Annotated in this window: 15 protein-coding genes; 1 reads left to right on the top strand and 14 read right to left on the bottom strand. The window is 51.9% G+C overall.

Translation table 11 applies throughout. The features are described from left to right. Positions 1-160: 160 nt before the first annotated feature. The 9 genes from rpoZ to R50912_RS14240 form a co-directional block, all read right to left on the bottom strand. On the bottom strand, positions 161-364 hold the full coding sequence (rpoZ, locus tag R50912_RS14280; RefSeq protein ID WP_039298009.1) for a DNA-directed RNA polymerase subunit omega: 204 nt from the start codon (positions 362-364) through the stop codon (positions 161-163). 54 nt (positions 365-418) lie between these two features. After that, positions 419-988, bottom strand: a complete 570-nt coding sequence (gene gmk / locus R50912_RS14275) for a guanylate kinase (protein ID WP_039298007.1) — start codon at positions 986-988, stop codon at positions 419-421. 18 nt (positions 989-1006) lie between these two features. Then, a complete protein-coding gene (gene remA / locus R50912_RS14270; protein ID WP_006209218.1) occupies positions 1007-1267 on the bottom strand; it encodes an extracellular matrix/biofilm regulator RemA in 261 nt (86 codons plus the stop codon). A 50-nt stretch (positions 1268-1317) separates the two neighbouring features. Then, positions 1318-2214, bottom strand: coding sequence for a YicC/YloC family endoribonuclease (locus tag R50912_RS14265; RefSeq protein WP_042235751.1), 897 nt, complete (start codon positions 2212-2214; stop codon positions 1318-1320). A gap of 38 nt (positions 2215-2252) precedes the next feature. Beyond that, a complete protein-coding gene (locus tag R50912_RS14260; protein WP_042235748.1) occupies positions 2253-4127 on the bottom strand; it encodes a bifunctional homocysteine S-methyltransferase/methylenetetrahydrofolate reductase in 1875 nt (624 codons plus the stop codon). Between the two features lie 257 nt (positions 4128-4384). Next, positions 4385-6100: a methyl-accepting chemotaxis protein gene (locus tag R50912_RS14255; protein WP_052416322.1), complete on the bottom strand. Its 1716-nt coding sequence runs from the start codon at positions 6098-6100 to the stop codon at positions 4385-4387. Then, positions 6097-7413, bottom strand: a complete 1317-nt coding sequence (locus tag R50912_RS14250) for an ABC transporter substrate-binding protein (RefSeq protein WP_042235745.1) — start codon at positions 7411-7413, stop codon at positions 6097-6099. Before R50912_RS14250 ends, R50912_RS14255 begins: the two co-directional genes overlap by 4 nt. 251 nt (positions 7414-7664) lie before the next feature. Further along, the gene (dapF, locus tag R50912_RS14245; RefSeq protein ID WP_042235742.1) at positions 7665-8501 is read right to left on the bottom strand and encodes a diaminopimelate epimerase; all 837 of its coding nucleotides are present in this window, start codon (positions 8499-8501) and stop codon (positions 7665-7667) included. A 112-nt stretch (positions 8502-8613) separates the two neighbouring features. Next, the gene (locus tag R50912_RS14240) at positions 8614-11424 is read right to left on the bottom strand and encodes a calcium-translocating P-type ATPase, SERCA-type (protein ID WP_042235740.1); all 2811 of its coding nucleotides are present in this window, start codon (positions 11422-11424) and stop codon (positions 8614-8616) included. A gap of 191 nt (positions 11425-11615) precedes the next feature. Here R50912_RS14240 and R50912_RS14235 point away from each other — a divergent pair, with 191 nt between their 5' ends. Further along, on the top strand, positions 11616-13502 hold the full coding sequence (locus R50912_RS14235; RefSeq protein WP_042235736.1) for an Rqc2 family fibronectin-binding protein: 1887 nt from the start codon (positions 11616-11618) through the stop codon (positions 13500-13502). Positions 13503-13656: 154 nt separating this feature from the next. Here R50912_RS14235 and R50912_RS14230 read toward each other — a convergent pair whose 3' ends face one another. The 5 genes from R50912_RS14230 to R50912_RS14210 all read right to left on the bottom strand — a co-directional run bounded on the left by R50912_RS14230 (position 13657) and on the right by R50912_RS14210 (position 18078). Further along, positions 13657-14517 (bottom strand): PHP domain-containing protein, encoded by an 861-nt coding sequence (locus R50912_RS14230; RefSeq protein ID WP_042242377.1) that lies wholly within the window; start codon positions 14515-14517, stop codon positions 13657-13659. Positions 14518-14643: 126 nt separating this feature from the next. Further along, positions 14644-15543, bottom strand: coding sequence for a selenium metabolism-associated LysR family transcriptional regulator (locus tag R50912_RS14225; RefSeq protein ID WP_042235734.1), 900 nt, complete (start codon positions 15541-15543; stop codon positions 14644-14646). 122 nt (positions 15544-15665) lie between these two features. Then, positions 15666-16103 carry a hypothetical protein gene (locus R50912_RS14220; RefSeq protein WP_042235732.1) on the bottom strand — a complete coding sequence of 146 codons (438 nt, stop codon included), beginning with the start codon at positions 16101-16103 and terminating at the stop codon, positions 15666-15668. A gap of 117 nt (positions 16104-16220) precedes the next feature. Further along, on the bottom strand, positions 16221-17189 hold the full coding sequence (locus R50912_RS14215) for a GGDEF domain-containing protein (RefSeq protein WP_042235730.1): 969 nt from the start codon (positions 17187-17189) through the stop codon (positions 16221-16223). Next, positions 17170-18078, bottom strand: coding sequence for an EAL domain-containing protein (locus R50912_RS14210; protein ID WP_042235727.1), 909 nt, complete (start codon positions 18076-18078; stop codon positions 17170-17172). Before R50912_RS14210 ends, R50912_RS14215 begins: the two co-directional genes overlap by 20 nt. Positions 18079-18311: the final 233 nt, after the last annotated feature.

Below are 18311 nucleotides of genomic sequence, written 5' to 3'. Positions count from 1 at the left end.
AAAAAATAACAACCTTCCGGTTGTCAGGAACAGCCCGGTGCGGGCCATTATCTATTTCATTGTGCAGCTTAACTGGCTTAACTCAAGAAGAAACGGCTGCGCCATCCCTAAGCGGGATGGTTTCCGTTTCTGCTGTGAGCCTTGAGCCGGAACCTTGAGACTATTCTTCGTCGCCGCGGGTTACGATAATGCGGTCTTCATAGATCTCTTCAAGCGCAACACCAACATACTTGTGCGATCTCGGGTTCTTGATATCAGTCTTTCCGCCTTCACGGAGTGCTCTAGCCCGGCGGGCTGAAGCGACAACCAGGGAATACTTGCTGTCGACCTTGGTCACCAGTTCGTCAATGGATGGATATAGCATGTAAGACACCTCTTCATCTTTTACTGTAAATATGAACCAATCCTGTAGAGCCTGTCATCTCACCTTACAATGTTCGGCGATAATAATGCTTTCTATTCGCTTGCAGGCCAGATCGATCTCGTCATTCACTACTGCGTAATCATAATGCCGGATCAGGCCGATCTCATCCTCTGCAACAGACATGCGGTGATTAATCACATCAGGATGCTCCGTACCGCGTCCGCGGATACGGTCCTTCAACTCGTCCATCGACGGAGGAAGAAGGAAGACAAAGATGCCTTCCGGGAATTTGTCTTTGACTTTGAGAGCTCCCTGAACCTCGATTTCCAGAATAATATCTCTTCCGCTCTCGAGTGTTCTCTCCACAAAGTCACGCGGAGTACCGTAATAATTGCCTACGTACTCCGCATATTCGAGCAGCTGGTCACCTTCAATCATGTCCGCAAACTGCTCTCTGGATTTGAAAAAATAATTGACGCCGTTCTCTTCACCTGCACGCGGTGAACGCGTGGTGGCGGAAACGGAATAGACGAGTTCAGGCATCTTCGGCCGCAGCGCAGTGCATACCGTACCTTTGCCGACGCCGGAAGGGCCGGATAATATGATCAGCAATCCTTTTGACATAGTACACTCCATTTGTTGTTATTCGTCGTTATCGTCATCTTTGCTGGATAGGCGGTGAGCAACGGTCTCCGGCTGAACGGCCGAGAGAATGACGTGGTCGCTGTCTGTAATGATGACGGCCCGCGTCCGTCTTCCGTAGGTGGCGTCGATCAGCATATGCCGGTCTCTGGCCTCCTGAATAATTCGTTTGATCGGTGCAGATTCCGGGCTGACAATGGAAATAATGCGGTTGGCCGACACGATATTCCCAAAGCCGATGTTGATTAATTTGATTGCCATGTTCCGGTTGTTCCCCCCATAAGTTACATCTTTGCTTGTTTCAGGTCCTGTTATTCTAAATTCGCCGCTTGCTCGCGTATCTTCTCAAGCTCCGCTTTCATGTCAAGCGTGAGATTCACGATGTCCAGATGATTGCACTTGGACCCGATGGTGTTGGTCTCCCTGTTCATCTCCTGAATGAGAAAATCAAGTTTGCGTCCTGCAGGTTCACTGCCAAGCAGCAAAGCCCTGCATTGCCCGAAATGACTGTACAGCCGGGTAAGCTCCTCATCTATACTGCAGCGGTCGGCGAAAATAGCAATGTCCATGCCGAATTTATGCTCATCCCATGGGAAGTTCCCGTCATTCAGTCCGCTGAGCCGCTGCCGCAGCTTCTCGCGGTATTCATGCACAACCAGAGGCGCAAGCCCGGTTATCCCGGCATGCAGCTTCTCCAGTCGGTCAAGCCGGCGTGACAGATCAGCAGCCAGATACCCGCCCTCGCGGGCACGCATCTCCAGCAGGGCCTCCAGACTAAGGCGGAGCCCCTTCTCGAGGAGCTCTGCAACTTCTTCAGTAGGATCCGCAGCAGTAGTTGGAATCTCTTCATTGAATTCCATAACACCGGGCATAGAAAGTATATCACGGAGAGTCAACTCTCCCTGGAATCCATACTCCTGTCTTAAGGCCCCTGCTGCGTCCAGATAGGACTTCACCAGAGTACGGTTCAGCGCATGCGCGTCAGCCGCACCCTCAGTGAGTTCCCTATTAATGATGACATCTACCCGTCCCCGTTTGATATGGGCTTGAACCAGCCGCCGCACCATATCCTCATAACCCGTCCAATCCCGGGGCATCCGCAGCACAACTTCGCAGTAACGGTTATTCACCGATTTGACTTCGAAACTAATCTTGTGTCCACCGAATTGCAGGGATGACTGACCGTATCCGGTCATACTAAATGACAACGGAATCACATCCATTACACTATTGTAATTGATTCTTACTAGCGAAACAAGGGGGACAATCTGCGTCCCTGCTTCGCCCAGACATACTCCAGCAGCTGTACACTCATATCATAGAACATAAAGGGTGTAATCAGATAGATGCCGTTAAAATGCGCAGTCGCCGCATCCAGCAGCTCCTTGGCAATGAGCACGCCTTCCGCGCGCCCCGCTTCGCCTTCCAGTCCCTGCATGCGGCTGCGGACCTCGGGGGAGAGCTGAATTCCCGGAACCTCATTATGGAGATATTCAGCGTTCCGGCCGCTGGCCAGCGGCATGATTCCGATAAAAATCGGAATATCCAGATGCTCTGTGGCTTTGGCAATCCGGGCAATTAATTCAGGATCATAGACAGGCTGGGTCATAATGTAATCCGCACCGGATGCGATCTTCTTCTCCAGCCGCTCCACCGCCTTGTCCAAATGCTTGACATTGGGATTAAATGCAGCACCGATCACGAACTTCGCCTTCTGTTTGAGCGGCTTGCCCGAGAAGGCGACACCGTCATTCAGCTGTCTGATCATACGTATAATTTCAAAAGAGGTCAGATCATAAATCGAGCTGGACCCGGGCAGATCACCGAAACGCGCCGGATCACCGGTTACCGCCAGTACATGGTCAATGCCAAGAGCGTCAAAGCCCATTAAATGCGACTGGGTACCAATCAGATTGCGGTCCCGGCAGGCAATATGCACCAGCGGCCGCAGCCCCGTACGGGCCTGAACCAGATGTCCCAGTGCCATATTGCTCATCCGGGTAACCGCAAGCGAGTTATCTGCCAGCGTCAGCGCATCCGCCCCGGCTCTGCGCAGCGCTTCCGCTCCCCGCATGAACTTCGCGATGTCAAGATCACGCGGCGGATCAAGCTCTACGATCACTGTATGCCGTTCCTTCACCAGATCCACAAGCGTCGGCTCTGCTCCGCCCTGTCCTTCATCCTCACTCAAATGCTCATGCACAGAAATCCGTTCTGCCATTCTATGTTCATCAGGTTCCGGTAACGGAGTAATCGCATAATCCTTGAGTGCAGCGGAAATTTCTGCAATATGCCGGGGAGTAGTGCCGCAGCATCCACCGATGATCCGGCTGCCCATATCCGCGAAGACCGGAGCCATCTGGCCGAAATATTCCGGTGACGCCCCATAGCGGTACTGGCCGTCCACATAATCTGCTACCCCCGCATTGGGATAGATCGATACCGGAAGCACAAGCCGCCCCTGAAGAGTGCCCAGCGCACGCTTGATGCCGTTCGGCCCGGTGTTGCAGTTGAAGCCGATTACATCCGCCCCGTCCTGTTCCAGAATGCGGAACGCCTCAGGCAGTGTCAGCCCGTCCAGTGTGCGCGCTGAGTCATCTACAGCCAGCTGGCAGATTACAGGAAGTCCGCTGAGCTTGCGGACGGTTCGGAGCGCCAGATGAAGCTCTTCCACATCATAAAAGGTCTCCAGCATGATACCGTCCGGCTGCTCTTCCAGCAGCGCAGCAATCTGCTGCGAGAAAAACCGCTTAAGTTCAGCCGAGGATAAATTAGCCCGTTTGCCGGCTCGTATAGAACCCACAGCCCCGACTACATAGCCGGTCTCTCCGGCTGCACGGCGGGCAATACTCACCCCGGCGCGGTTGATCTCCGCAACCTTCGCTTCCAGCCCGAATTTGGAGAGCTTATCATAGTTTGCCGAATATGTGTTACTCTCCAGCAGGACTGAACCGGCTTCCATGTAGCTCCGGTGCACATCCTCAATCACCTCCGGAGAGGTCAGATTCAATTCCTCATAGGAGATGCCTACAGGAAATCCCTTTTGATATAAAAAGGTTCCCATCGCCCCGTCTCCGACCAATACGTTATTCTCCCATGCAGAGCGCAAATCCGGCTTCACCGCAAGAACCTCCCCTATACTGTCATTAGTTTCATACTAATGTAACATAAAACGGGATGGATGATAAGCTTTAGCAAGCAAAAGCTATACGTCTTAACAGACCTTAACAAGTGGAAACGGCTTTGCCGGCCTTTTATTAGGACGGTACCGTTTCAGCGAGAAATATAAGGATAAGTTATTATGTGAAACATATAAATTCTTATATTTTAAAAAAGCAAATCTCCGAGTGGGAGACTTGCTGTGAAATTAATGAAGGATTAGCTAATTTTGAATTTTCCAGCCAGTTCTAATAATTCTTCAGACATTTTTGCCAGAGCCATAGATGCACTATTGACTTCTTCTACCGTTGCCAGTGTTTCCTGCGCAGAAGCTGACACACTTTGTGTCCCATCAGAGGTTGCATTAACAATTGCAGATATCCCTTCAAAGGTTGTAACCAGATTGTTGGTATCAAGGGACATTTCTTTGGAGGCCTCAGAAACTTCACTAATCTCAGCAGTCACACCATTCATGGCCAATTCTATTTGTCCAAAAGCTTCCACCGCTTCAGTGACCGAACGGATGCCCACAAGCACCACTTCTTCTCCCTTCAATACCTTGGATACGCTGATTTCGCTCTCCGCCTGTATACTCTTGATGACCTCAGATATCTGTTTTCCTGACATAGCGGTTTGGTCAGCAAGCTTTTTCACCTCAGAAGCTACAACTGCAAATCCTCGGCCTGCTTCTCCTGCACGCGCCGCTTCGATAGAGGCATTCAAGGACAACAGATGAGTCTGTTCTGCAATCTCATTGATAAAGTTAATAATGGTACCGATTTGCTTTGATTTCTCACCCAGGGATTTAACAGATACGGCAACCTCAGTAGAGTTATCCTTGATCGATGACATTTGCAGTATAGCTAATTTAACGGCATCTGAACCCTGAACCACAATTTGCGAGGCATTAATAGCGGACTGGTTCACACTATAGGCACTTTCTTCAATAAAAAATGCCTGTTCATTCATCCTGTTTACCATCTTCATGCTTCCGGCTATACTTTCCACTTGTTTATCCGTACCTTGGGCCAGATTCTCAGTAGTGCGGGCAATATGTTCAGTGGCTTGGCTTGTTTGCTCAGCACCTGCTGTCAGTTCTTCAGCGGAAGCTGCAACCTGCTCTGCATGAGACCCGATCTCCTGAATCAGATGCCGCAGATTGCCCGACATGTGATTAAAGGAAATGGCCAAATCTCCAAGCTCATCCTTATTCTTGATATGAATCTCGTTAAGTGTCAAATCGCCGTCAGCAATCCGGACAGCTGCAGTCTGCAGCAGCTTAATGGGCTTGGATATCTGACTGCTGATCAGCACAGAGGATGCCACTGCTGCTATTAGAGATATGATACTGATTCCTATGATTGTCGCTTTCACATCTTTGGCATGTTGCTGTGCCATTGCAGTTCTATTATCAGCTTCAGCCTGTTCTGTGGTAACCAGGTTGCGGGCTACTTCAACAAACTTATCAAGCACAACGCTTTGATTAACCGCAATAGAAACAACACTCTCTACTTCACCTTTATTTTTCGCGTCAATCATCTGATCGGAGATTACAATAAATTGCAGCTGCAACAGATCTAATCCGGCCAAAATCTGCTTATTTCCGGGATCAGTTATCAGTGATTCCAGCTTCGCATGATGTTCCATGAATTCGAGGCGTGCAGCTGCATAACCATCCATTTTTTTCGGATCTGCGGAAATAATATAATCGGATACATTGGCATGTTCAGATTCGATTGTAGTGTTCAAATCTTTGAGTAAGCCAATCGTAGCCACTTGTTTTTCCAGGAGGCTGGTATAGGTTCCGTTAATTTGTGAGAGATAGATGTATCCGGTAGCTCCGAGAAACACCAGCAAAATCAAAACAATCCCAAATCCTACATACAACCGCTGTTTTATACTTTTTGCTTGAAATAACCCCTGGATTCTGTTCACTTGTTTCCCTCCCCCCTTGGCCCCAAAATCTCTTCAGCCTGTGCTCTGAACGTGCTTGCAGCCGCCTCTGGTGTAATACTGCCGGCATACAGGTTTTTTTGTATGATTTTCAGAGCATTTTGAACAACTGTATCAGACAGTGGTGCCGGCGGATCGATTGGGGTAGAGTGTTTAGCAATATAATTCATATATGTATATTGTTCTTTCCCCTGTTCGGTGGACTGACCGGATAATTCTTCAGCAATTTTAGAAGCAATCGGAACGCCTCGGTCACCCTTAAGAATGTTATTCGCTTCCTTGTTATTGGTGAGAAAATCAACGAATTTAACCGCCGCTTCTTTATGTTTAGAATAAGAAGATACCATTATGAACATGGAAGGTTTCACAAAGTTCCCTTCTGCAACAGCCCCCTCAACCGTGGGAAGGTTCATGATTTTCAGGGTTCTGCCCGCTTCGTCACCGTTCGAAACCATTTGGTTGCTTACAAGTTGTAAAAATGCGGCTTTCCCGGTTGCCAGCGCATTTTTCTCATCAGAGGATGAATTCGTACCGGGGTTCAGAAGCCCCTGATCCAGCCATGTTTTCGTCAAGGTCAGATATTCAACCAGCGTGGCATCTTTGAAACCAAGACCCGTTTTTTCTTTATTGTAAAAGGATTCGCCGTTCATTCTGAACCAGTAAGGCAAATCAAACATCGCATACAGAGGATAAAAACCCGGGGTTTCCACCTTGTCTTTAAATTGCTGCATGGTTTGTTGCAGATCCTGAATAGAATACGAATCTTGAAGCAGCTCTATGCCATACTGTTCAAACATAGCAGGGTCATATGCAATTCCGAGAGCATTCGATCCCATGGGGATGCCATACTGCTTCCCCTCATACTGTCCGGAGGCCAGATAGGATTTATCCACATCGGACAGATCAAGAATCTTGGATTTTATATATGGTTCGAGCGGCTCGATTAAGTTATGCGTGACATAATTGAAAGCAAAATTATAGTCTGTCTGCATAATATCCGGTGTTTTTTGCTCAGCGGTATCGATCGCTAACTTTTGGGCTACCTCGGCAGTTGAAGAGTAATCCTCTGTTTTTATTTTTATATTGGGATTCTCTTTCTCAAACATCTCAATAACCTTTAACGTGATCTCCTTACGGGTTGGTTTCCCCCACCACATAAAATTCAATGTGATTGGTTCATCCGACTTCTGTTCTTCTTCGTTCCCTTTCCCAGCACAGCCCACAAGTGATATGAACATCACAAAGGTTAATAAAATTGCTGAAATACGTGTTGGTTTGTGTTTTTTGTGTTTCATGAATGCCCGCCTCTCTAATACTAATCAATGTCTGGAAAGTAAATTTCTTTAATTGTAAGAAACTTATACTCTATATCGGTTGGTCCAGTTGTTTTTTCCTGCACTTATTCGACTTTATTCAACAATAAGAATGTTATCCTATAGTACATAAGTTAACTCTCTACATAAATACGAAAAAAGAGCTATTTCCAAGTGAATATTCCACTTGAGAATAGCTCTTATAGTGTTGATCTTTAATTGGGTCAGACAGATTAAATATCCACCGACCCGGTATACACCACCTGTGCAGGACCCGTCATATACACATGGTTATCTTCCTCATCCCACTCGATGAACAGGTCGCCGCCCTTCAGGCTGATCCAGGCTGAACGGTCCGTTACCCCGTTCAGTACGGAGGAGACCAGAGTGGCACAGGCTCCGGTTCCGCAGGCCAGTGTAGGTCCGGCGCCGCGCTCCCAGACACGCATATCCACATGTCCGCGGTCCACAACGGTAGCGAACTCCACATTTACTTTGCGCGGGAAGAGCGGGTGAACCTCCAGCTTCGGTCCCCATGTGCCTAGGTCGAAGGATACTGCATCGTCTACATAAATGACCGCATGCGGATTACCCATGGATACGGCAGTGAATTTGAATTCCGTTCCGTCCGCCTCGATCGGCTGATCCAGCACAGGCTCTGCATCGATAGCTACAGGAATCTGCAGTCCTGACAATACCGGCTCGCCCATATCCACTGTAACAGTCTCCACTACACCATCTTTTACCTTCAGGGACACTTTCTGTTCACCGGCACCAATCGTTTCAATCACAATCTGCTCCGATTCCACCAGTCCGTGCTCATACACATATTTGGAGACACAGCGGATGGCATTGCCGCATTGCTCGGCTTCCGAGCCGTCAGAGTTCATGATACGCATCATATAATCACCGCGCTCTGAAGGCAGAATATACACCAGACCGTCAGCGCCGATGCCGAAGAACCGGTTGCACAGCGTAATTGCCAGCTCCGAAGCATTGCCCGGCAGCTCATCCTCGCCGAATACAACTATAAAGTCATTGCCTAGTCCGTGCATCTTAGTAAATTCCATTGTATCGTCCACTCCTAAAAGTTTTGTTTGAAATATGCCAGCCGGTTCATCATAAACCAAGCTTCCCAGTGTAACCAGCATACCTTAAAGGAGTGGAGTGATGCTATTGATTTTATGCCGAAAACTTTGTACTTTTTATCATTTGCCGTCCACCGCTGCGGCTGCGGTTCTTCTTGCCGCCCCAGACGCTGCCCGCACCCATCAGGAAAGTCGGGACGCCGGCCATGACAAGCACCAGGCACCATTCGCGGAAGCTGAGCGGGACGGTTTTGAATACCGGCTGCAGGAACGGCAGGTACATTACGGCCAGCATCAGGATCACGGATGACAGAACGGCGAGCACCAGCGCTTTGTTCTGGAACGGATTCCGGTGGAATACCGACCGGGAGCTGCGGCAGTCGAAGACATGGATGAGCTGGGCCATAACCAGTGTGGCAAATGCAACCGACTGCGCCCGCACCAGCTGCTGTGCATTATCCGGAGCAATGCGCAGCGTCAGCCAGAATGCGGCCAAGGTGCAGAGACCGATCAGCAGCCCGCGGCTGACGATCTTCCAGCCCAGACGGCGGGCAAAGATATTTTCCTTGGCTCCGCGCGGCTTGTGCTCCATTAAATCCTTCTCCGGCTGATCTACCCCAAGCGCCATAGCCGGCAGCCCGTCTGTGACCAGGTTGACCCAGAGTATCTGGATCGGCACCAGCGGCAGCGGCAGCCCCAGCATCATGGCGAAGAACATCGTCAGAATCTCGCCGACATTCGAAGCCAGCAGATAGCGGATAAACTTGCGGATGTTCTCATAGATATTCCGGCCTTCTTCAATGGCTGCAACAATCGTCGAGAAATTGTCATCCCCTAAGATAAGTGATGATGCTTCTTTGGTTACATCCGTGCCGGTGATACCCATGGAGATTCCGATATCGGCCGCCTTGATTGCCGGAGCATCGTTCACACCATCCCCGGTCATCGCCACCACATGGCCCTGGCGCTGAAGCGACTTGATAATCCGCAGCTTATGCTCGGGAGATACCCGGGCGTATACATAGACGTTATCAGACACTTTGTCGAGTGCATCATCGTCCATCCGGGTAAGCTGGCTGCCGGTTAGGACAGTGCCCCCCCTCTGCAGAATGCCGAGCTGATGGGCAATGGCTTCCGCAGTCGTTCCATGGTCTCCGGTAATCATCACTGTTTTGATTCCGGCCCGGCGGGTAACTTGAATCGCATCGCGCACTTCACGGCGCGGCGGGTCAATCATTCCGGCAAGCCCTACGAAGACAAGCTGGCATTCCGCTTCTTTCTCGCTGCCGGCCACTTCTCCGGTACGCATCTCGCGGTACGCCATCCCCAGTACGCGCAGCGCACCTCCGGCCATTTCCTCATTGGCCTCCAGCACCTTCTGGCGCAAGGTTGGCGTACAAGGAACCACTCCGCCTTCCCACAGCATATAGGAGCAGCAATTCAGCAGCACATCAGGCGCGCCCTTGGTGCAGATCATCCGTCCGCCGGGATGGCTGACGATCACAGACATCAGCTTGCGTTCAGAATCAAATGGAAATTCTGTTTCCCGGGTATAGGTAACAGCAAGCGTTTGTGCGGTTAACCCCATTTTGGCAGACAAGGTCACCAGCGCGCCTTCGGTCGGATCCCCTTTAAGCTCCCACACAGACTGGGCGTCTGCAACCTTTTCGACTTCCGCGCCTTTGCCCTTCTTCTTGCCGCGTGTATCGGCGACAGTCTCAAAAATCTCCGCATTACTGCATAAAGCGCCTACCTGCAGCATCCGCCGCAGACTCTGGTCATTCTTCAGATCTACAGGCTTGCCCTTATGGAGTACATGTCCCGCAGGCGAATAACCCTCTCCGGTCACTTCCAGACTCCGTCCGCCGTTCCACACCCGCGTTACCGTCATTTTATTCTGAGTGAGCGTTCCCGTCTTATCCGAGCAGATGACCGAGGCACAGCCCAGGGTCTCGACAGACGGCAGCTTCCGGACGATGGCCTTGCGCTTGATCATCCGCTGGACACCCAGGGCAAGAGCAATGGTTACAATCGCCGGAAGACCTTCCGGAATGGCTGCTACAGCCAGACTGACACCTGCCAGGAACATCGCCGGTGCGGGCTGTCCATGCAGGATTCCTGCAAGGACAACGACAATCGTGAGGCCCAGGGAGACATAGATCAGAATCTTGCCAAGCTGCTCCAGACGGTGCTGCAGCGGCGTTTCCTGGGTTTCGGTATTCTGGATCAGGTCGGCAATCTTGCCCATCTCGGTATTCATGCCGGTGCGGACGACGACCGCCCGGCCTGTTCCCCGGGTTACCATCGTGCCCATGAAGCCGATATTCTTCTGGTCGCCAAGCGGGATCTCTTCGGCATGAATCACCTCCGCATGCTTGGAGACCGGTAAGGATTCCCCCGTCAGTGCCGATTCCTCGGCGTAGAGGGCGCTGCACTGCAGCCAGCGGACATCCGCAGGGATACGGTCTCCACTCTCCAGCAGGACGATATCACCGGGCACCAGCATTTTGGCTGCAATCACTTCCTGCTTCCCGCCGCGCAATACCTTGGCAGACGGGGCAGACAGCTGTTTCAGTGCCCTGAGCGAACGCTCAGCGCGGAACTCCTGTACGAAACCGAGTACCCCGTTAAGCAGAATAATGGCAATAATCGTAATCGCATCGAGATATTCGCCCAGTAGGCCGGATACCAGTGTCGCACCCATCAGCACCAGCACCATGAAATCCTTGAATTGATTGAGCATGAGCGTAACAGGCGATACCTTTTTGCCCTCCGACAGCTCATTGTACCCGCTCTCTTTACGTCTCTCTGCAGCAGCCTCAGCGCTCAGACCCGCTTCCGGATGAACGCCGAACATCTCCTGCAGCTCCTCTGCACCGAGGCGGTGCCAACTTTTTTGTTCCATGACTTATCTTTCCCCTCCCGGTCGTTTCTTGACTTCCGGCGGCGCACAGCTTTTCCACCTGTTCATGTCCAAGTGTATTCATGGTCGTCCCAAATTATCACCGCATCCGGTTTCTCCTTTTGCGCGAACGAGTGAAAGTATGGCATCATAGGGGGGAGTACATTATTTTTAGGCGACAGGAGAACTTTATCATGGCATTAGACGGCATCGTTACCAAAGCGATCGTGCATGAGCTTCAATCCTTCATCGGTGCACGCGTCGGCAAAATATATCAACCCAGCACACATGACCTGATCTTCACCCTGCGCGGCGCGGGCGGCGGCGGCAAGCTGCTGCTGTCAGCGAATCCGACCTACCCCCGGCTGCATCTGACCGAGAGAAGCACTATCAATCCGGCGGAAGCGCCAATGTTCTGCATGCTGATGCGCAAGCATTGTGAAGGCGGCACCATTGAGAGCATCACGCAGGTAGGCATGGAGCGGATTATTCATATTACAATCAGAACCCGGGATGAGCTGGGCGATGTCTCCGCCAAAAAGATCATCATCGAGCTGATGGGACGCCACAGCAACATCATTCTGACTGAGTTGTCCACAGGCACGATTATCGACGGGATTCATCATGTCACCCCGTCGATCAGCAGCTACCGGGTCGTTATGCCGGGAGCGGCCTATACCGAACCGCCGCAGCAGCATAAGCTGAATCCGCTCAGCACCGGTCGTGCGGATTTCATTGCCCTGATGGCTTCGGCCGAAGAAGCAGCTCTGTACGCGGCCGAGCATCCGGAAGAACCTGAAGAGGATATGATTGAAGGCGAGATCGCGGGGCTTCTGGCCTCTCTGGAAGAACCGAAAATCGACGGCTCCGGCGGCCCCGCCCCTTCAGCCGACCCCGCGGGCTGGCTGGTTCATGCTTGGAGCGGCCTGAGTCCGCTCATTGCCGGAGAGATTGTCCTCCGGTATCAGGAGCTCGGTGGCGGAGCCCTGGAGTTCAGCAGCGGGGCAAGACATCCGGAGCAGCTGTGGGAAGCCTTCGATTCCGTAATGGAGCCGGTAAGGGAGCTGCAGTTCTCGCCGATCTCCGGCTTGAATGCCAAAGGCAAACCGATCTTTTCCGCCATACCGCTGAAACTGATGGGCGGGAATGTGAAGCAGTACAGCTCCATCAGCACGTGTCTGGAGGATTATTACGGGGATAAAGCGGAGAAGGATACCGTGAAGCAGCGGGTAAGCGACCTGATCCGTTTCCTCGGCAATGAGCGAGGCAAAAACATCAAGAAGCTTGCCAATCTGCAGAAGGATCTGGACGAGGCCCAGGACGCCGACCAGTTCCGGATCTGGGGTGAGCTGCTGTTCGCATCCCTGCATACTTTGAACAAAGGGGATAAGACGGCAAAGCTAGTAAACTATTACGATGAGAATCAGGCAGAAATCACGGTTCCGCTAGATCCGCTGTTAAGTCCTACGGACAATGCGCAGCGCTATTTCAAGAAATACAACAAATATAAGAACAGCCTGCGGGTCATCGGCGAACAGTTGCTCAAGACCCATGAGGAAATTGCCTACATGGAGACGCTGCAGCAGCAGCTCGCCCACGCCTCCCTGAATGACATAGAGGAAATCCGTGAGGAGCTGGTAAGCCAGGGCTACCTGCGTGACCGCAGCAAAAAGGGCAAAAAGAAGAAGAAGGCGACCCGCCCTACCCTGCAGGTGTTCACCTCTTCCGAAGGCATAGATATCTATGTCGGCAAAAACAATCTCCAGAACGAATATGTCACCAACCGGCTGGCTTCAGCAAACGATACCTGGCTGCACACCAAAGACATTCCGGGTTCGCATGTGGTCATCCGCAGCGAGGAATTCGGCGATGCCACCCTGGAAGAAGCTGCACAGCTCGCCGCCTACTTCAGCCAGGCCAAGCAGTCGAGCAGCGTTCCGGTAGACTGCACCCTGATCCGGCATGTCCGCAAGCCCAGCGGAGCGAAACCGGGCTTCGTCATCTACGATCATCAGCGGACGCTATTCGTCACACCGGATGAAGAGCGTATCAAAGGTCTGGCAAGCGTTCTGCGAAGCTAGTCCCGGGAAACCAAACAACCTCCATTCCACTGGCATCATCGCCAATGGAATGGAGGTTGTTTGTGGTATTGCCGCCCTCAAGTTTCATAGGGCAGGTATTGTCACAGGCTGCCGGCCCTTCCTTAAGAGGATCGCTTTGTATTCAGGTTCAGGCTCAGTCTCGGGCCGCCTTCAACTGCTCCAGCACAGCTGTGGATACATGGACACTGCCAATATCCCCGTGAAAAATCACGCCTTGCCGCGCCCCATGGAAATCCGAGCCGCCGGTGACCAGCAGGCCGAATTCCTCAGCCAGCGCAAGATAACGCTCATGCTCCGACGGACCATGATCGGAATGGTAGACCTCGATTCCGCGCAGAGCACCGGTCTCCAAGATCATCCGCACCAGTTCATCATCCCCGTAAATACCGGGATGGGCCAGCACCGCTGCACCGCCCGCTTCCTGTATCCAGCGGCAGGCGGTTTCCGGCGTGATGCGTGGAGGCGATACATACGCCGCTGCACCTTCAGCCAGATATTTATCAAACGCATCCCGCATGTCCGCTGCTGCTCCCAGGCGCACCAGCTCATCGGCAATATGCGGCCGGCCGACACTCTCATCCGGCTTCAGCTCCCGGCCCATGCCCGATAACACCTGCTCCATGCTGATCTCAATCCCCAGCCCGCGAAGCTTGTCTATTATTGCCTCATTTCGCCCTAGGCGGGTATTCCGCTGCTGTTCCAGCCGGGACAGGAACAGCTCCTGCTCCGTATCGATATAATAGCCGAGCACGTGAATCTCTTTCCCTCCGGTCCTCGTGCTGATCTCTACACCTGGAACTACAGTAATACCCAGCCGCTTACCGGCTTCCACCGCTTCTGCAATACCGCTTACGGTATCATGGTCGGTAATGGCTACTGCCGCCAGCCCTTTCTCATAAGCCAGACGCACATTCTCAGCAGGAGGCTGCATACCGTCCGAAGCCTGTGTATGGCTATGCAGATCACATCTTCCCGGTGCATGCCCCTCTTCTATTCCCTGTGTATATTCACTGTTATTATTCTTCACTTCCATATGAATCCCCCTCCATTCTCCAAGTGTATATCTTGTCTGCGGCTTCCGGACCCGCCCAGGGGCAGACGCCTTAGCCGTTCTTATGAGCTATTGCCCGTCTGCATGCTGGCGCAGGAAGGTCAGGAATGTCACGGCCGAAATCGGCAGCAGTGTTGACTTCAGATGAATCGCGTAGAACTGCCGTTTGAATGAGGCATCTGTGAGATTAACAATCTTCAGCAGTCCGAGCGCTACCTCATGCTTAACCGATGATGTTGAAATAATCGTTATTCCAAGCCCTGCCTCCACAGCCGACTTCACTGCACCTGTACTGCCCAGCTCCATCACAATCCGCATGTCACCGGGATCAAGTCCCTTCGCTACCAGTTGCTCTTCCATCACCCTCCGTGTCCCTGAGCCCTGCTCACGCAGCACGAACGGATAACCGAGCGCATCACTCAGGGTAACTTCAGACAGCTCCGCCAGCGGATGACCCTGCGGAACGATCAGCTTGAGCTCATCGCCCATGACCGGCTCGATGACCATATCCGGATGGGATACCGGCGCTTCGATCAGCCCGAAGTTCAGCTGGTGTTTGTTAATCTCCTCCATAATCTGCGTGGTATTCATCACCTTCATCATGATTGAGATGTTCGGGTATTCCCTGCCGAAGGGACCGAGCAGACGCGGAAGCACATATTCACCGATGGTCAGGCTCGCACCCAGCTGCAGCCGCCCCTCCAGCATATGGGTGAAGGCTGACATCGCCTGATCCGTCTCCCGCATTAGCTGCATACTGCGCAGCGCGAACGGCATCAGCGTTCGGCCGGCTTCGGAGAGCATTATTTTCTTAGTCGACCGGTCAAACAGCTTGGCCCCGAGATAATCCTCCAGCGCCTGAATCTGCATTGTCACTGCAGGCTGTGTCATATGCAGCGTCAGTGCCGCCGCCGAGAAGCTGCCCCGTTCGGATACGGTATAAAAAATATGTAGCTGGTGAAAGTTCATGCTTTTCTGACTCCTTTTCAAAATAACCACACAAAGTGGCGATTTGCTTCGGGTGAACGCCTATTCTTCAAAAAAAGGGCACGCAGCCTTAAGCCGCATGCCTTCCTTGACTTACATCCCTTCTATTTGCGTCTGCGGCGCTTCTTCATCAGCTTCATGCGGCGGGAGTGGCGCAGCCACGAATAGTACTTCTTGAGATCCCGCAGCTGGGGAGTCGCCGAAATCCGGCCTAGAAACGACACTATCACCATGACGTACAGCGGCTCACCAGCGAGCGAAGTCACGCCCTCAAGCTGCCTGAAATCGACCACAATCACCGTATCACCGTCGATCAGATAGGCATTATACTCACTGAGCGAATAGGGTCTCACCCTGTTCTGCTTCAAGCATTGCCAGATCCATGCCGTCACTTCGCCGTTCCCGTCATCCTCCTCTGCGACACGGTCCGCATAGCGGCTCTTCGCATGCTGGGTAAGCACGATATCGGCAATCCCGTAGTCATTCAGCACGATATGGAAGGGCTCATACGCCCCCCACCATTCCATCCCCTTGCCATGCATTGTCATCACACTCCACGTAAAAGGGTCTTGGCATGCTCTTATTGTTGTCAATCTTACCGCATTGATGTCTGTTGTTCAAGCATACCGCCCTCTCCGTCAAGCATAGAGGCGATAGTCTTAGTATCCGTTCTTGTGAAGGCTGATATCGCTGTCATCAACATAGCTGCTGCCTTTGATCATTTTGCAGCTTTTTTTGAAGCGGGCCGCCTCTTCGGACAGGTCCTCGACCGAAGCGAATCTGCGGCTGCGGGTGGTTACAACGGCGATGGAGATCGAGACCAGCGGAATTTCCTCCATCCGTCCTGAACGGCTCTCGGTCAGCACAAACTGCTGGGCCAGATGCTCTGCATGATAGAAATCTTTTACCACCATATCGAACGCCCTGATGATGCTCCTGCAGCACTCCTCATATTGGTAATGGCTGATGAAAATAATAAAGTCATCCCCGCCGATATGTCCCAGAAAACCGTCCAGACGCAGCGCCTCATGCTTCAGAAGCTCCGCCGTAGCCTGAATCATCCGGTCGCCTTCCTTAAACCCGTATGTATCGTTGTAGGCCTTAAAATGATCCAGATCAATGTAAAGAACACTGAACTGCTCCTGCAGCAGCGATCTAACCATCCACTCCGTAATACTGACATTGCCCGGCAGTCCTGTTAACGGGTTCAGAAAGCTGGCCGCCACCGCCTGAATTTCTGCAAAATTAAGCAGCAGATCCCGCACACTCACCGCTCCGAACAATGCGTTCCCGTGGGTGACGATCACATAGTCGTACAGATTCTCATCGTTCCTGGCCATAGCCAGCCTGCTCACATCAATGATCGGCGTCTTATAATCCACCACAAGCGGATTTTTATCCATCACCAGCTCCACGGATCTGCCCATATACAGCGTATAACCGTACAGCGTACCGATCTGCTGATAAAAACGGATTCTCATGATGAGCGCTACCGTATAGCCATTCTCAGTTACTGCGACGCCTTGGAGCTGTGGATTCTTTTTGAAAATCTGATCTACAAACTCGCATTTGTGATGAATCGTAATTTCCGGAATCTGTTCGGCGATTTCACCAATTTGAAGAAACATGCCTATACCCTCCTCTTACTGGAAACGGCTGTGCCGAAGTAGGGAATCCTCCATGTTCAGGCAGATGGGCCGGTCTTCCAAGCGCATAACCTTGACCAAACTCCACTCCCGCCTTCTGTAAAAAAAGCAGCTCCTGCGCCGTCTCGATGCCTTCGGCAATCACCCGGGTGGACGAGCGGTCCGCGTATTCCCTGACTAGCTCCAGCAGCTCCTGCTGTTCCCTGCTGCTGTGAATTCCGCGAATCAGCGACTTGTCCAGCTTAATGAACTCCGGTTTCAGGTAGACTAGCGTCTTGAGGCTATTATAACCGGAACCGGCATCGTCAACGGCAATGCGGAAGCCCTGTTCACGATAATGGGACAGCACTTTCTCGAATCCGATATAATCCTGCACCGCCTGACGTTCCGTCAGCTCAAACACCACACGCTCCGGCGCAAGTCCCAGCTCCTTCAGGAGGGTAAGAGTTTCACCGCTTTTGTGGCGGGAATCATTCAGCACTCCCGGATGCACATTAATAAATACCAGTTTATCACCCGCAGCCTCCGCCCCAGGCAGCCTCTCCATATAACGGGACAAGGACATTCTCCGGCAATACTGCTCGAATCTGAACATCTGCTCTGTCCTTCCGGCAAAATCATAGAAATGCTCGGTGCTCGGAAACTGCGGGGAGCTGGGCGGCCGGTTCAGTACTTCATGTCCGATCGTTGTCCCGCTCCGCAGATGCAGAATCGGCTGAAAGTATGTATCCAGCATTTCCTTATCCATAATATCAAGCAGCATGGATAATCTCCCCAGCTCCCTGGCTTCTTCCCTTAATCTTCCGCTCAGATGCTGGAGGTATTGCGGCAGTGCCGCCAGCTTGCGGGACAGAGTCCCTGATTTATTCATTTTATCACCTGTATGTTTTCTTCGTGAATTTTGTCACTCTCTCCAGCATAGTCCGGAAGTATTAAGCAGGTATAAACTATGGGGGGGCAGTCATCGGTTTCCGGCAGTAATTTAGAACAGGCCCGGACTGGTATAACGTTAGATTCACACTAGTGAAAAACACATGGGCAAACCGCCTGCTGAGGGTCTGGAATGACCCGGTTATGGTATATGCCTAAGAGTATCCGGTATGC

Source organism: Paenibacillus sp. FSL R5-0912, assembly GCF_000758605.1.
GTDB lineage: Bacteria > Bacillota > Bacilli > Paenibacillales > Paenibacillaceae > Paenibacillus_AQ.
Note: the sequence above shows the minus strand (reverse complement) of the source record. Positions and strands in the feature narration are given on the sequence as shown.

Excerpts from the sequence above, each read along its gene's own strand:
- R50912_RS14215 (WP_042235730.1), bottom strand. The coding sequence starts at position 17,189 with ATGTTTCTTCAAATTGGTGAAATCGCCGAACAGATTCCGGAAATTACG.
- R50912_RS14235 (WP_042235736.1), top strand. The coding sequence starts at position 11,616 with ATGGCATTAGACGGCATCGTTACCAAAGCGATCGTGCATGAGCTTCAA.
- R50912_RS14220 (WP_042235732.1), bottom strand. The coding sequence starts at position 16,103 with ATGCATGGCAAGGGGATGGAATGGTGGGGGGCGTATGAGCCCTTCCAT.
- R50912_RS14240 (WP_042235740.1), bottom strand. The coding sequence starts at position 11,424 with ATGGAACAAAAAAGTTGGCACCGCCTCGGTGCAGAGGAGCTGCAGGAG.
- dapF (WP_042235742.1), bottom strand. The coding sequence starts at position 8,501 with ATGGAATTTACTAAGATGCACGGACTAGGCAATGACTTTATAGTTGTA.
- remA (WP_006209218.1), bottom strand. The coding sequence starts at position 1,267 with ATGGCAATCAAATTAATCAACATCGGCTTTGGGAATATCGTGTCGGCC.
- gmk (WP_039298007.1), bottom strand. The coding sequence starts at position 988 with ATGTCAAAAGGATTGCTGATCATATTATCCGGCCCTTCCGGCGTCGGC.
- rpoZ (WP_039298009.1), bottom strand. The coding sequence starts at position 364 with ATGCTATATCCATCCATTGACGAACTGGTGACCAAGGTCGACAGCAAG.
- R50912_RS14225 (WP_042235734.1), bottom strand. The coding sequence starts at position 15,543 with ATGAACTTTCACCAGCTACATATTTTTTATACCGTATCCGAACGGGGC.
- R50912_RS14210 (WP_042235727.1), bottom strand. The coding sequence starts at position 18,078 with ATGAATAAATCAGGGACTCTGTCCCGCAAGCTGGCGGCACTGCCGCAA.
- R50912_RS14250 (WP_042235745.1), bottom strand. The coding sequence starts at position 7,413 with ATGAAACACAAAAAACACAAACCAACACGTATTTCAGCAATTTTATTA.